Here is a 14,580-nt window from a genome sequence, read left to right on the forward strand (position 1 = left end):
TCGGTCCGACGGACCCCGGCGCGCACCGGAGCACCTCACATCTGGGACATTTTTCTATGCGCAAGAAGACGTTCGCCGCGGCCGCACTGCTCGCCGCCGCCTCCCTGACCCTGTCCGCGTGCGGCAGCGGCGCCGACAGCGACAAGCCCGTCACGATGGTCTCCGAGGACAGCAGCCAGCAGGCCGCCACCGTCCTGGACAAACCGTTCGAGAAGCCCGACCTGGTCCTCACCGACACCCGGGGCGAGGAGTACGACCTCCGCGAGCAGACCGCCGGCAAGCCCACCCTGATCTACTTCGGCTACACCCACTGCCCCGACGTCTGCCCCCTGACCATGAACAACATCGCCGTGGCCAAGAAGCAGCTGTCCCAGGCCGAGCAGGACAAGCTCCGCGTCGTGTTCGTCAGCACCGACCCGGAACGGGACACCCCGGCCGCGCTCGGCAAGTGGCTCAAGGGCATCGACCCCCAGATCGTCGGCCTGACCGGCGACTTCGACACCGTCCAGGCCGGCGCCCGCACCCTCGGCATCTCCATCGACCCGCCGACCAAGGACAAGAACGGCAAGATCATCTCGGCGCACGGCACCCAGGTCGTCGCCTTCTCCCCGAAGTCCGACGCGGGCTACGTCCTCTATGGCGAGGACGCCACCGTCCAGGACTACACCAAGGACCTCCCCAAGCTCCTCAAGGGAGAGAACCCGTGAGCAGCCGCCCCGCTCTCGCCGCCGTGTCAGTGATCGGCGCCCTGGTCCTGGCGGGCTGCGGAGACTCGGACTCCGGCTCCGGGTCCTCCGCCTCCGGTGCCGAACTCTCCGTCGACGCCGCCTACATACCGCAACCCGTCTCCGACTCGATGGCGGCGGGTTTCCTCACCATCACCAACAAGGGCGACGCCGAGGACGAACTCACCTCCGTCACGAGCGAGTCCGGCGACGTCACCGTGCACGAAACCGTCGACGGGACCATGAAGGAGGTCGACCGCCTCCCGATCCCCGCCCACGGCAGGCTCGTGCTCGAAAGCGGCGGCAACCACCTGATGTTCGAGAAGCTGGAGCAGCGGCTCGAGCAGGGACAGACGGTCCCCGTCGAATTGCACTTCGCCCACTCCGACCCCGTCACGGTCAAGCTGCCCGTGAAGGCGGCCACGTACCGGCCGACCGAGAACTCGGAACACTCCGGACACTGAGGGAGGGACCACCTTGACGCAGACCATCGCCCCGCGCGTCCGGACCCTGGTGCTGCTGCTTCTGGCCGCGGCCTGCGCGCTGCTCGCCGGCGCGGGGCCGGCCTCCGCGCACGCCGCGCTGACCGGCAGCGACCCCCGGCAGGGGGCGGTGGTCGACAAGGCTCCGGCCCAGGTGTCGCTCACCTTCTCCGAGTCCGTCTCCATGGGCGACGACTCGCTGCGCGTCCTCGACCCCAAGGGCAAGCGTGTCGACGACGGCAAGCCGTCCGGCGCGGGCGGCACGACGTACTCCGTGAAACTGCACACCGGGCTGCCCGACGGCACGTACACGGTGACCTACCAGGTCGTGTCCGCCGACAGCCACCCCGTCGCCGGCGCCTACACCTTCTCCATCGGCGCCCCGTCCGAGACCTCTGTCTCCGTTTCCGGCACGGCAGCGGGCGGCGGTGCCGTCGGCTGGCTGTACGGGCTCGGGCGGTACGTGTCGTACGCCGGGTTCACCGTGCTGGTGGGTGGCGCCGCCTTCGTCCTCGCCTGCTGGCCGCGCGGCTCCGGAGTACGGGCCGTACAGCGGCTCGTCGTCTCAGGATGGCTCGGGCTGACCGGCGCCACCCTGCTGCTGCTTCTGCTGCGCGGTTCCTACACCAGTTCCGGAAAGCTCGGCGACGTCTTCGACCTCGACCTGCTCAGCGAGGTGCTGCAGACCAAGACCGGCGCCGCACTGGTCTCCCGGCTGCTGCTGCTCGCGGCGGCAGCGCTCTTCGTCGCCGTCCTCTTCGGCGCCCATGACCAGCGGGAGGACGAGGAGAAGCGGGACCTCACCTTCGGACTCGCCGTCGGCGGAGCCGTCGTAGCAGCCGGACTCGCGGCGACCTGGGCGATGTCCGAGCACGCGTCCGTCGGCCTCCATACCGGTATCGCCATGCCGGTCGACGTCGTCCACCTGCTCGCCGTGGCCGCCTGGCTCGGCGGGCTCACCGCCCTGCTCGTCGCTCTGTACCGGGCGCCCGCGGACACACCGGTCCCCGCCCTCGCCGTACGGCGGTTCTCGAGGATCGCCTTCGGCAGCGTGGTCGCGCTCGTCGTGACCGGCACCTACCAGTCCTGGCGTCAGCTCGGCTCCTGGACGGCCTTCACCGACACCCGGTACGGACAACTGCTCCTCGCCAAGATCGGGCTCGTGGCGGTGCTGGTCGGCATCGCCTACCTCTCTCGACGATGGACGGCACAACTGGCGGAGGCTGTGCCCGCCATCGCCCGTCAACGGGAGAAGGAGCAGGCCGGGGCGTCCACCGTCCCTACGACCGAGAAGGCGAAGACCGCCGGGAAGACGTCCGGGACCGCGTCCGGGAAGACGACCGGGGCCGCCCCCGGGGAGACGAGCGGGACTGCGAAGGACTCCGAAGGCGCATCCGGTGCGGGTGGGCCGGACAGCTCAGGCACCTCCCGGCGGGCCGCCCAGCTCGCCCGGCAGCGTGCGGCCGTGGACGCCGCCCGGCAGAAACGGCAACGGGACGCCGACCCCCACCGCTTCGGCCTGCGCCGCTCCGTGCTCACCGAGGCGGGCATCGCCGTCGTCCTGCTCGCCGTCACCACCGTCCTGACCCAGACGGAGCCGGGCCGCACCGAGGAGGAGGCCAAGGCCGCCAACTCGTCCACCGCCTCCACGTCCGCCCCCTCCACCGGGGCGGTCACCCTGGACATGCCCTTCGACACCGGCGGCCAGAACGGCAAGGGCGTCGTGCGGGTCGAACTCGACCCCGCGCGGGTGGGCGCCAACGACATGCACCTCTACGTCGAGGACCCGAACGGAAACGCCTTCGACATCCCCGAGGTGAAGGTCGCCTTCACCCTGAAGGCCAAGGACATCGGGCCACTGCCCGTCGTCCCCGACCACATCACCACCGGGCACTGGTCGGCGAGCGGGGTACAGGTCCCGATGGCCGGCGACTGGGAGGTCGCCGTGACCGTACGGACCTCCGACATCGACCAGGTGACCGTCTCCAAGAACGCGCAGATCGGCTGAACCGCACCATGTCTGACCAGTCCATCCCGGAGGCCCGTACGCCCGAGGAGACCCACGGGCCGCCCGGCGGAGCCGACTCCCACGACCCCACGGACACCACCGCCCGCGAGGGCATCTCCCGGCGGCGACTGCTCGGCACCGCCGGTGCCACCGGGCTCGTACTCGGGGCGGCGGGCGGTGCCGCGGGGTACGCCGCCGCACCCACGTCCGCGGCCACACCGCTCACCACACTGGGCAGCGAGCAGGTGATGTTTCACGGGAAACATCAGCCCGGCATCACCACCCCCGTGCAGTCCCGTGGCCACCTCGTCGCCTTCGACCTGGCAGCGGGCGCCGGCCGCAAGGAGGCCACCGCACTGCTGCGCCGCTGGTCCGATACCGCCCGGCGACTGATGGCGGGGGAACCCGCCCGGGACCGTGACACGAGCGTGGCCCGGGACGCGGGGCCTTCCTCACTGACCGTCACCTTCGGGTTCGGGCACAGCTTCTTCGGCCGGACCGGTCTGGAAGGCCAGCGCCCGGTCTCCCTCGACCCGCTGCCGGACTTCTCCTCCGACCACCTCGACAAGAAGCGCAGCAACGGCGACCTGTGGGTGCAGATCGGCGCCGACGACGCCCTGGTCGCCTTCCACGCCCTCCGCGCGATCCAGCAGGACGCGGGATCGGCCGCCCGCGTCCGCTGGCAGATGAACGGCTTCAACCGCGCGCCGGGCGCCACCGCCCACCCCATGACCACCCGCAACCTCATGGGCCAGGTCGACGGCACCCGCAACCCGAAGCCGGCCGACGCCGACTTCGATCAGCGGATCTTCGTCCCCGAGAAGAACCCCGAGAGCCCCGAGGACCCCCACGCCCCCGGGACGAACGAGGAGTACCAGAACGGGCCGGCGTGGATGGCGAACGGCTCCTACGCCGTCATACGCCGCATCCGCATGCTCCTCGACGACTGGGAAAAACTCCCCACCAGAGCGCAGGAGGACGTCATCGGACGCCGGAAGTCCGACGGCGCGCCATTGTCCGGAGGCACCGAGACGACCGAGATGGATCTGGAGAAGACGGGCAAGGACGGGAACCTGATCGTCCCGATCAACGCCCACGCCCGCATCACCCGCCCCGACCAGAACGGCGGCGCGGCCATGGTCCGGCGCCCCTTCTCGTACCACGACGGTTTCGACGCGGACGGTGTCCCCGACGCGGGCCTGCTCTTCATCTGCTGGCAGGCCGATCCGCTGCGGGGCTTCGTGCCGGTGCAGCGCAAGCTGGACCGTGGGGACGCGCTGTCGCAGTTCATCCGGCACGAGGCGAGTGGTCTTTTCGCGGTGCCCGGCGGCGCCGCGGAGGGAGAATACGTGGGTCAGCGGCTGCTGGAGGGGTGAAACCGACCGGCCGTCACCCCTCGGGAGCGGGTTGCCCCTGAGACGTGGGCCGGGTCTGCCCAGGCCCATTAGGGTGAGTACATGCCAGCCAGTTACGCGTATCTCGGCCCTGAAGGCACCTTCACCGAAGTCGCCCTGCGCACGCTTCCGGAGACGGCGACCCGGGAACTGATCCCGTACGTGTCCGTCCAGTCCGCGCTCGACGCCGTGCGCACCGGCGAGGCCGAGGCCGCGTTCGTGCCGATCGAGAACTCCGTCGAGGGCGGCATCACCACCACCCTCGACGAGCTGGTCGCCGGCCAGCCGCTGATGATCTACCGCGAAGTGCTGCTGTCCATCACCTTCGCGCTGCTGGTCCGCCCCGGCACCAAGCTGTCGGACATCAAGACGGTCACCGCCCACCCCGCCGCCCAGCCCCAGGTACGCAACTGGATCAGGAAACACCTCCCGGACGTCGCTTGGGAGTCGGCCGCCTCCAACGCGGACGGTGCCCGCCTGGTCCAGGAGGGCCGATACGACGCCGCGTTCGCCGGCGAGTTCGCCGCGGCCCGTTACGGCCTGGAGGTCCTGGAGGCCGACATCCATGACGCGGAGAACGCCCAGACGCGCTTCGTGCTGGTCGGCCGCCCCTCCCGGCCCGCGGCGCCGACCGGCGCGGACAAGACCTCCATCGTGCTCTGGCAGCGCGACGACCACCCCGGTGGCCTGCGCGACCTCCTGGGCGAGTTCGCCACCCGGGGCGTCAACCTGATGCTGCTGCAGTCCCGGCCCACCGGTGCAGGCATCGGCAACTACTGCTTCTGCATCGACGCCGAGGGGCACATCTCCGACCGCCGGGTGGCCGATGCCCTGATGGGTCTGAAGCGGACCTGCCTCCAGGTGCGCTACCTGGGTTCGTACCCGCGCGCGGAGGTCGAGCCGGCGGACGTGGGCGCACTGCGGCCGGGCACCTCGGACGAGGCGTTCGTCGCGGCGGCGGACTGGGTGACGCGCTGCCAGGACGGCCGGTTCTGACGGGGCCGGAATCGGCCGGCCGGCCAGTCACACCAGCCGCACCAGCCGATTCGCGTTATCCACAGAAGTTATCCACAGGTCTGCTTCTTGACCTGGGGACAAGTCGACAACGAAACGGGATTCAGTCGACATGTCCCCTTACGGCCCCCACTCCATGCACAGACCTCCAGGCAACCCCTCGTCCACCTGTTTCTCGCTCTCCATACTCCAGAGTGACGCCGGACGCCCGGTTTCCACTCGAAAGTGGGGCCAGTGGGGGTTTGAACAACCGCCTTCGGGCATTGAAGGCGGGACATTGAGGTGAGTCCACAGATCTTGCGCACAGCCTGTGGATAACTTTCCGGATCAAGCACCTCCTGTGGACAGTCGACTGCGTCCGGCTACTCAAGTCTGGGTCACCACAAGGAAATTCGGCCGACCAGGAGTCAACCCACCTCACCCTCGTGGGCTCGCATCAGGGAGGGGCTGGAGGGATTACAAAAAGGCCCAATTTCCGCATAACGGAAAAACGCAACCCGCGATCGGCAATAGTGAGTCGAGACTCGTCACCGCACACCGGTAGCCTTGACCGCGTGATTGACCTTCGCCTGCTCCGTGAGGACCCCGACCGTGTGCGCGCGTCGCAGCGCGCCCGTGGAGAGGATGTCGCGCTCGTCGACTCCCTCCTGTCTGCCGACGAGCGGCGCAGGTCGTCCGGCGTTCGCTTCGACGAACTGCGCGCCGAACAGAAGGGCCTCGGCAAGCTCATCGGCAAGGCTTCCGGAGACGAGAAGGCCGATCTGCTGAAGCGGGCGAGCCGGCTCGCCGCCGACGTCAAGACGGCCGACGCCGAGCGCGACGCGGCCGACGCCGAGACCCAGGAACTGCTCCAGCGGCTCGGCAACCTCATCCACCCCGACGTGCCCGTCGGCGGCGAGGAGGACTTCGTCACGCTGGAGACGCACGGCACGCATCGCGACTTCACGGCCGAGGGCTTCCAGCCCAGGGACCACCTGGAGCTCGGCCGGCTGCTCGGCGCCATCGACGTCGAACGCGGCGCCAAGGTCTCCGGTTCGCGCTTCTACTTCCTGACCGGCGTCGGCGCACTCCTGGAGCTCGCCCTGGTCAACGCGGCGATCGCCCAGGCCACGGCGGCCGGCTTCACGCCGATGCTGACCCCGGCCCTCGTGCGCCCGCAGTCGATGGCCGGCACCGGCTTCCTCGGGCAGGCCGCCCAGGACGTGTACCACCTCGACAAGGACGACCTGTACCTGGTCGGCACGTCCGAGGTGCCGCTCGCCGCGTACCACATGGACGAGATCCTGGACGCCGACCGCCTGCCGCTGCGCTACGCCGGCTTCTCGCCCTGCTTCCGCCGCGAGGCCGGCTCGCACGGCAAGGACACGAAGGGCATCTTCCGCGTACATCAGTTCGACAAGGTCGAGATGTTCTCCTACGTCCTCCCCGAGGACTCGCAGGCCGAGCACCAGCGCCTGCTCGAGTGGGAGAAGCAGTGGCTGACGTCGCTCGGGCTGCCGTTCCGGGTCATCGACGTCGCCTCGGCCGACCTGGGTTCCTCGGCCGCGCGCAAGTACGACTGCGAGGCGTGGATCCCGACCCAGGGCAAGTACCGCGAGCTGACCTCGACCTCGGACTGCACCGAGTACCAGTCGCGCCGGCTGTCGATCCGGGTCCGTGAGGACAAGAAGGTGCGCCCGCTGGCCACGCTCAACGGCACGCTGTGCGCCGTGCCGCGCACGATCGTGGCGATCCTGGAGAACCACCAGCAGGCCGACGGTTCGGTACGTGTGCCGGAGGTGCTCCGTCCGTACCTGGGCGGCCGGGAGGTCCTGGAACCGGTGACCAAGTGACTGACGCCTCCTCCGCCATGGGGTCCGGCGCCGGTTCCGCCGGGAGCTTCCCCTACCGGCTGATCGCGACCGATCTCGACGGCACGCTGCTGAGCAGTGACGACTCGATCTCGTCCCGCACCCGTGAGGCGCTCGCCGCGGCCACCGCGGCGGGCGCGGCGCACATCGTGGTCACCGGCCGCGCGGTCCCGTGGACCCGGCACATCCTCGACGACCTCGGCTACAACGGGCTGGCCGTCTGCGGTCAGGGCGCACAGGTCTACCACGCCGGGGAGCACCGGCTGCTGACCTCGGTCACCCTGGACCGTCAGCTGGCCGGGGTGGCGCTGGCCAAGATCGAGGCGGAGACCGGCCCGCTGTACCTGGCGGCAAGCCGCGACGGCCTGGACGGCGACGTCCTGGTGGGGCCGGGTTACGCGGTCGGAGGCAACCTCCCCGCCGTGCCGTTCACCGACGCCTCCGACCTGTGGTCGGCGCCGCTGAACAAGATCTACATCCAGCATCCGACGCTGTCGGACGACGAGCTGGCCGAGGCGGCCCGACGCACCGCGGGCGGCTTCGTCACGGTGACCATGGCCGGCGCGGGCATCGTCGAACTGCTCCCGCTCGGCCTGTCCAAGGCCACCGGCCTGTCCCTGGCGGCGCGCCGGCTCGGTCTGAAGGCCGCGGACACGATCGCGTTCGGCGACATGCCCAACGACGTCCCGATGTTCGGCTGGGCGTCCCGGGGCGTGGCGATGGCCAACGCCCACGAGGAGCTGAAGGCGGTGGCCGACGAGGTGACGTCCTCGAATGACGAGGACGGCATCGCGGTGGTGCTGGAGCGCCTGTCGTCCTGAGGTCGCGCCCTGGAAACCCGACACCTCGGGTGCCAGGACACGCCAGGACACTGAGACCACCGCTCCAGGACGCTGGGAGCGGAGCCGACAGCACGGTCCGGACGGCGCCGACGTCCCCTCGGTCGGCCCACGCGAGGCGTCTCACGTGCTCGAAGCGGCCGTCCGGTGCGTCGGCCCCGTCCGGCCTCGTGCATCACCACAGTGCCGGTGCGGAAAGCCGGGCGCCACCGGTTAAAAGCGGACGTACGCCGCGTCCGCGGCAGCGTCCGCGACGCCGGTCCTTGCTGAAGAACCGGCCCGCGGGCGGCTCGTCGGAGCGCCACGGCGGCTCCGGCTTCTCACGGTTCCAGCAGGAGGCGACTATCCGGACGCGGCCGAAGGCGTCCCCTCGTGGTCCCCTGACCGGCCCAGTGTGCCCGGGACGGGGTGGTGGGGCCCTCGTTATGGACCGGGGCGGCCTTCGGTCACTCCTCCCCGGCGAGCGTCAGCGACCGCAGCTTCTGGCCGGCGAACCAGGTTGCGAGCACGGTCACCCCGGCCAGCAGCACCGTGGCGGTCGTCAGGCCGACGTCGGAGGTCACCAGGTTTCCGTCGGCGACCTTCTGGGCCACCGCCAGCGACCACTGCTGGACGCTCAGGGTGCGGGCCCCGGGCACCAGCGAACCGAACAACGCCTCCCAGACGAGGGCGTAGACGAGTCCGAAGACCACCGCGTGCCGGGACACCGTGCCCAGCAGCAGGAACAGAGCGGCGTAGGCGATGGAGGCGACGAGCGCGGCGATCGTGTAGGCGACGGCGACCTGCTGGCCGTTGCCGTTGAGGATCAGGCCGGCGAGCAGCGTGGGTACCGCGGAGAAGATCATAGTCACGGCGACGGCGACGATCAGCTTGGTGAAGATGATCGTCGGCCGCTTGATCGGCTTGGACAGCAGGTACACCACGGAGCCGTCGTCGATCTCGGGTCCGATGGCTCCGGTACCGGCGATGACACCGATGATCGGCACCATGGTGGCAAGGGCGAATCCGCCCAGCACGTCCGCGGCGGTCTGGTCGTCGACGCCGGCGAGCGCGCGCACCGCCACGGCGATGACGAGCAGCAGCAGGGGCAACGCGCCCAGGATGAGGGCCCGGCGGCGGCCGAGCAGGGCTCGGTAGGTGAGCCTGGCGACTGTGGGGTCGTACATTCTTCGGCCTCCTACGCCGCGACGAGATACGAGAAGACGGACTCGAGGGACTCGTCGGACGGCGAGACCGTGAGCAGCCGGATGCCGTGGTCGCGGGCGACCTTCGGCAGCAGGGCCGTGAACCGGCCGAAGTCGACGGCCTGGATGCGCAGCGCGCCCTCGGCGAGGTCGACCTCGATGCCGGTGGTCGACGGGTCGGCGATCAGCGCTGCCGCGAGGGCCCGGTCGTCACTGGAACGCACCAGGTAGCGGTGCGGCCGGTCGGTCATCAGGCGGCGGATCTTCCGGAAGTCGCCGCTGGCCGCGTGGCGTCCGGCGACGATGACCTCGATGTGCCAGGCGAGCTGCTCGACCTCTTCGAGGATGTGTGAGGAGAACAGCACCGTGCGGCCCTCGTCGCCCATCCGCCGCAGGAGGTCCATCAGCTGCATGCGCTGGCGTGGGTCCATGCCGTTGAACGGCTCGTCGAGCAGGAGCAGGGACGGCTGGTGGACGAGGGCGGAGGCCATCTTCACCCGCTGCCGCATGCCCTTGGAGTATGTGGCGATCTTCCGGTCCTGCGCGTACTCCATCTGCACGGTGCCGAGCGCTTCGTGGGCCGCCTTGGCGCCGAGGCCGTGCAGTTCGGCGTTGGCGAGGACGAACTCCCGGCCGGTGAGGAAGTCGTACATCGCCTCCCGCTCGGGGACGATGCCGATGTGCTTGTAGATGGCTTCGTTGCGCCAGACCGGCTGACCGTCGAGGGTGACGCTGCCGGTGGAGGGGGCGAGGAAGCCGCCCATCATGTTGATGAGGGTGGACTTCCCCGCGCCGTTGGGGCCGAGGAGGCCGGTGACGCCGGGGCCGATCGTCATCGTGATGTCGTTGACGGCGACCACGTTGCCGAACCAGCGGGAGACGTGGTCGATGTTCAGCGTGGTCACAGTCCCACCTTCGTGTAGCGGCGCATCAGCAGGCCGTAGGCGCCGGCGATCAGGCCCAGGGTGACGAGGACGTAGACCGCGCCCTCGCCGTTGCTCGGGCCGATCCCGCCGGGGAAGGCCGAGGTGGCGCCCAGGAAGGCGGACTGCACGCCGTCGATGAGGGTGATCGGTGAGAAGAGGCCGATCCAGGCGACGGCACCGGAGCTGCCCTGGACGTCCGCGATGGCCTGGAGTGTGGATACCGCGCCGTAGGTGATGGTCAGGACGGCGATGACGGCCGCGATGCCGAAGCCGCGGCGCGGGGTGACCGACGCGACGACCAGGCCGAGGCCGGCGAAGAGCAGTGAGAGCAGTGCCACGGAGACGAGTCCCTGAGCGAACCCCTTGGTCTGGTCCGCGAAGTCGAGTTTGGCGAGCAGCGCGCCCACGTAGAGCACCAGCAGGGGCGCGGCGGTGAGGATGAACAGGGCCGAGGCCAGCGACGCGTACTTGGCGCGGACGTAGTCGGAGGTCTCGATCGGCCGCGAGAAGTACAGCGGCACGGTCTTGAAGCGCAGGTCGCGCGAGACGGACTGGGGGGCCTGTGAGGCGACGTAGAGACTGATGACGGCCTGCAGGACGATCGCGTAGCGCGTGTAGTCGACCGGCAGGTCGTTCGCCTTGGTCGCGACGGCGACGGCGACCATGATGGCCGCGGGCAGGCACATCACCACGAACAGCAGCATCGGCAGCACCTTGGACTTGGCCGAGCGGCCGAGTCCGTAGGCGCCGCGCAGGGACTGCGAGTACAGCGAGCGGCGGGCGTAGGCGCGGCCGAGGCGGGGGCCGTCGTAGTTGCGGTAGCCGATGTTGTGGATGCGGGTCTGGTCACCCGCCGCACGGGCTACGGGCTGCTCAGTTGCCATGGCCGACCGCCTCCTTCCGTTCTGCGTCGCTGTCCGTGAAGACCTCCGCGATGTGGTGCCGGCGCTGTTCCATGCGCACCAGGCCGAGACCGAGGTCGGCGATGACGTCCCGGACCAGGTCGTAGGTCTCCTCGCCCGCCGCGGTGAGCAGCAGGACGTGGCCGGCGCCGGGCAGTCCGCTGCCGTCCTGGACGGTCACCCCGCGCGCGTCGAGCGCTTCACGCACCGCGCGGGTGCCGTCGGGGTGCTCGTCGGTGTCGGTGACCTCGATCGCCAGGGTGGCCGTGCTCTGGGTGAAGTCCGTGGTCGAGCTGGAGCGCAGCAGCTTGCCGCCGTCGACGACGACGACGTGGTCGCAGGTGCGTTCCAGCTCGCCCAGCAGGTGCGACGTGACCAGGACGGAGATGCCGAAGTCGGTGTGGATGCGGCGGATGAGGCCGAGCATCTCGTCGCGGCCGACCGGGTCGAGGCCGTTGGTGGGCTCGTCGAGGAGGACCAGCCGGGGGTCGTGGACGAGGGCCTGCGCGAGCTTCACACGCTGCTTCATGCCGGTCGAGTAGCCGCCGATGGGACGGTAGCGCTCCTCGTACAGGCCGACGTGGCGCAGGGTGTCGGCCGTGCGTTCGCGGGCCGCGGTGGGCGGCAGGCCGGACATGCGCGCCATGTGGACGACGAACTCGGTGGCCGAGACGTCTGGCGGCAGGCAGTCGTGTTCCGGCATGTAGCCGACCCGCTCTCGGATGTCGGCGCCCCTGGTGGCGACATCGAGTCCGAGTACTTCGGCCCGGCCCTCGGTGGCGGGAGACAGACCCAGCAGGATCTTGATCAGGGTGGACTTGCCGGCGCCGTTGGCACCGACGAGTCCGGTCACACCGGGTCCGACGTCCACGGAGAGCCGGTCGAGCGCGGTCACCCGGGGGAACCGCTTGCTCAGGCTTTCGGTCGCGATCACAGTCACATCCATGACAGTAGTGACGCCCGCCACTCGGGTCGTCAGCCCGGAGAGCCGTCTTGGCATCAGACTCGAGTAGTACGGGCCCGTAGGGGATGCCGTACCTGAGAGCCACGGAGCGGCTTTCCCGGGGCGCGCGGACCATCCTATTGACGGTGGGTCTAACAGCTGGGAGATTCCGAGCCGTCACGGGATCACTGCCGGTCCACCGCGCCGAGCCCGCTGCGCGGAGGGTTCACGCGGGAGAAGCTGACGGACGACTTCCTCGCCGTGACGGACGCCGTCAGCCCCGGCAGGCCCGTGCACCTGGTGGGTCACGACTGGGGCTCGGTGCAGTCATGGGAGTTCGTCACGGTAGGGCGTACCGAAGGGCGTATCGCCTCCTTCACCTCGCTGCCCGGGCCGTCCCTCGACCACTTCGGGCACTGAATCAACAGAGCGCCGGCCGGGCATCCTGCGAAGGGTCGAGAAGGTGCCCGGCGGCGGCCACCCGACGCGTCCCTGCCGTCGGACGCGGCACACGGGGCGTGGCTCTACCGGGACAAAGCAGCACGCTGCGCCCGTCTCCTTTCCCGGTTCGCACCAGGAGCGTCGAGGCGGCTCGCGCGCGGGAGACCACCCTTGCAGTTTCCACAGAACCACTCAACCAGCTTGTGGATAACCTGCCCTGACTGTGGATCAAACCTTGCCGGCACAATCGATCGCGTGATGTGTGTCCCCTCGGCGCCCAGGTTCCGTTCCGTGCGGCAGAAACACAGTGACCCGGTGCCCGCCGCGACCGGTCGGTCGGTCGCTCGTGCTGCCGGTGGGCACCGCCGCCATGCGCCGTGACGGACACGCCTTCCACCTCAGCGCGAACGGGGTACGGCTGACGGAGGACGTGCCGCCGCGGTACCTGCGCTTCCCCACTCGGCGTTGAACCCGCATGATCGGTGGCATGGAGCAGCTGCCCACCACCCAAGCCGCCGTCACCGCCCTTCGCGCCATCGCCGGGGAGTACGCACTGGAGATCGAGGTCACGGACGACATCGGCGCCGACCAGACCTCCCGCCGCAGCGCCGCGGGCGTGGGCGTGGCCACCGACGCCGACGGCTCTCTACCCCATGAGGCGTTCGTCGAGCTCGGCGGCCTGCCCCGGGTGAGCGTCCGGCTCTTCCCCGAGGGCGACGCTCTGATCACCGTGGAGGACGTCGAGTTTCCCGACATCCCGCGCGACGACGTCCCCGCGTTCCTGCGCTCCGTCTTCGGTGGTCTCTCCTTCGTCAAGGGACGCCGTCTGACCGTTCCGCTACCGGGGGACCGCACATACACGGAGTTCGTGCCGATGCTCCTCCTCACTCCGTGGCTGAGTAGTCGCGTCAGGTGACGCCGGTGGCCGTTTCACGTGAAACGGAAGTCGGCCGCACAGGCGCCATGGGCTCGTGCACAGGACACGGGCAGGCCGGTTTCGTGTGTCAGGAAGCCGGCCACCGTGTCATCGAAGCGACCTGCTGAGTCGCTCCCCTTGCGGCGTCCGCTAATCGAGTTGATCGAGGCCTTCGGCGGCGATCCGCTCGAAGACCGTCTGGTCGGCGGCGAAGTCCGAGTCGGGGATCGGCCAGTGGATCACGAGTTCGGTGAAGCCGAGCTCGCGGTGGCGCCCGGCGAAGTCGACGAAGGCGTCCACGGACTCCAGCGGCCCGTTCCGGTCCGGGGTGAAACCGTGCAGCAGGGTCTTGTCGAGGTCCTTCACGTCCCGGCCGATCTCCGCGCACGCCTTGCCGAGCTTCTCGATCTGACCGCGCAGAGCCTCCACCGACTGCTCCGGGGTTCCCGTCTCGTACAGCTTCGGGTCGCCGGTCGTCACCCATGCCTGCCCGTACCGTGCGGCGAGCCTCAAGCCGCGTGGACCGGTCGCCGCCACCGCGAACGGCAGCCGGGGCCGCTGGACGCAGCCGGGGATGTTCCTGGCCTCCTCGGCCGAGTAGAAGGCGCCCTGCTCGGAGACCGTGTCCTCGGTGAGCAACCGATCGAGCAGCGGCACGAACTCGCCGAAGCGGTCCGCCCGCTCCTTCGGTGTCCATGCCTCCTGGCCGAGTGCGGTGGCGTCGAAACCGCTGCCGCCGGAGCCGATGCCGAGGGTGACCCGGCCGCCGGAGATGTCATCGAGTGAGACCAGTTCCTTGGCCAACGTCACAGGGTGCCTGAAATTGGGCGATGTGACGAGTGTCCCCAGACGCATGTGTCGGGTGGCAGCCGCGGCGGCGGCCAAGGTCGGGACGGCACCGAACCAGGGCCCGTCCCGGAAGCTCCGCCAGGACAGATGGTCGTAGGTGTACGCGG

At 69.9% G+C, this 14,580-nt stretch carries 13 protein-coding genes and 2 pseudogenes; 9 read left to right on the forward strand and 6 right to left on the reverse strand.

What is annotated here, in order from left to right:
• Positions 1 to 56 precede the first annotated feature (56 nt).
• From ABEA26_RS30955 to ABEA26_RS30985, 7 genes are all read left to right on the forward strand, one after another.
• Entirely contained in the window at positions 57 to 707 is a 651-nt protein-coding gene (locus ABEA26_RS30955) for an SCO family protein (RefSeq protein ID WP_345596756.1), read from the forward strand.
• On the forward strand, positions 704 to 1,189 hold the full coding sequence (locus tag ABEA26_RS30960; RefSeq protein WP_345596759.1) for a copper chaperone PCu(A)C: 486 nt from the start codon (positions 704 to 706) through the stop codon (positions 1,187 to 1,189). Before ABEA26_RS30955 ends, ABEA26_RS30960 begins: the two co-directional genes overlap by 4 nt.
• Positions 1,190 to 1,202: 13 nt before the next feature.
• Positions 1,203 to 3,215: a copper resistance CopC/CopD family protein gene (locus ABEA26_RS30965; protein ID WP_345596761.1), complete on the forward strand. Its 2,013-nt coding sequence runs from the start codon at positions 1,203 to 1,205 to the stop codon at positions 3,213 to 3,215.
• Between the two features lie 8 nt (positions 3,216 to 3,223).
• On the forward strand, positions 3,224 to 4,591 hold the full coding sequence (gene efeB, locus ABEA26_RS30970; RefSeq protein ID WP_345596763.1) for an iron uptake transporter deferrochelatase/peroxidase subunit: 1,368 nt from the start codon (positions 3,224 to 3,226) through the stop codon (positions 4,589 to 4,591).
• Between the two features lie 81 nt (positions 4,592 to 4,672).
• Positions 4,673 to 5,605, forward strand: a complete 933-nt coding sequence (gene pheA, locus ABEA26_RS30975) for a prephenate dehydratase (RefSeq protein WP_345596764.1) — start codon at positions 4,673 to 4,675, stop codon at positions 5,603 to 5,605.
• 572 nt (positions 5,606 to 6,177) lie between these two features.
• Positions 6,178 to 7,455 (forward strand): serine--tRNA ligase, encoded by a 1,278-nt coding sequence (gene serS / locus ABEA26_RS30980; protein WP_345596766.1) that lies wholly within the window; start codon positions 6,178 to 6,180, stop codon positions 7,453 to 7,455.
• Between the two features lie 17 nt (positions 7,456 to 7,472).
• Complete coding sequence (locus ABEA26_RS30985; protein WP_345596773.1) at positions 7,473 to 8,294, forward strand: HAD family hydrolase; 822 nt, start codon at positions 7,473 to 7,475, stop codon at positions 8,292 to 8,294.
• Positions 8,295 to 8,562: 268 nt separating this feature from the next.
• On the opposite strand, the pseudogene ABEA26_RS36595 reads toward ABEA26_RS30985, so the two are convergent.
• From ABEA26_RS36595 to ABEA26_RS31010, 5 genes and pseudogenes are all read right to left on the reverse strand, one after another.
• A pseudogene (locus ABEA26_RS36595) lies at positions 8,563 to 8,739 on the reverse strand (SGM_3592 family protein); the annotation flags it as partial.
• 19 nt (positions 8,740 to 8,758) lie between these two features.
• Positions 8,759 to 9,478 carry an ABC transporter permease subunit gene (locus tag ABEA26_RS30995; protein WP_345596767.1) on the reverse strand — a complete coding sequence of 240 codons (720 nt, stop codon included), beginning with the start codon at positions 9,476 to 9,478 and terminating at the stop codon, positions 8,759 to 8,761.
• A gap of 11 nt (positions 9,479 to 9,489) precedes the next feature.
• A complete protein-coding gene (locus ABEA26_RS31000) occupies positions 9,490 to 10,401 on the reverse strand; it encodes an ABC transporter ATP-binding protein (RefSeq protein ID WP_345596768.1) in 912 nt (303 codons plus the stop codon).
• Complete coding sequence (locus ABEA26_RS31005) at positions 10,398 to 11,306, reverse strand: ABC transporter permease (RefSeq protein WP_345596769.1); 909 nt, start codon at positions 11,304 to 11,306, stop codon at positions 10,398 to 10,400. Before ABEA26_RS31005 ends, ABEA26_RS31000 begins: the two co-directional genes overlap by 4 nt.
• Positions 11,296 to 12,270, reverse strand: coding sequence for an ABC transporter ATP-binding protein (locus tag ABEA26_RS31010; RefSeq protein WP_345596770.1), 975 nt, complete (start codon positions 12,268 to 12,270; stop codon positions 11,296 to 11,298). Before ABEA26_RS31010 ends, ABEA26_RS31005 begins: the two co-directional genes overlap by 11 nt.
• Before the next feature lie 177 nt (positions 12,271 to 12,447).
• Between ABEA26_RS31010 and ABEA26_RS31015 the strand changes: the two are divergent.
• Both ABEA26_RS31015 and ABEA26_RS31025 read left to right on the forward strand, forming a co-directional pair.
• Positions 12,448 to 12,822, forward strand: a pseudogene (locus ABEA26_RS31015) (SDR family oxidoreductase); the annotation flags it as partial.
• A 361-nt stretch (positions 12,823 to 13,183) separates the two neighbouring features.
• Positions 13,184 to 13,624, forward strand: a complete 441-nt coding sequence (locus ABEA26_RS31025; protein ID WP_345596771.1) for a hypothetical protein — start codon at positions 13,184 to 13,186, stop codon at positions 13,622 to 13,624.
• 150 nt (positions 13,625 to 13,774) lie between these two features.
• Here ABEA26_RS31025 and ABEA26_RS31030 read toward each other — a convergent pair.
• Positions 13,775 to 14,580 (reverse strand): LLM class flavin-dependent oxidoreductase (locus ABEA26_RS31030; RefSeq protein ID WP_345596772.1); only part of this gene is annotated, 806 nt, incomplete at its 5' end.

It is taken from the genome of Streptomyces marokkonensis, from assembly GCF_039539045.1.
Lineage (GTDB): Bacteria > Actinomycetota > Actinomycetes > Streptomycetales > Streptomycetaceae > Streptomyces > Streptomyces marokkonensis.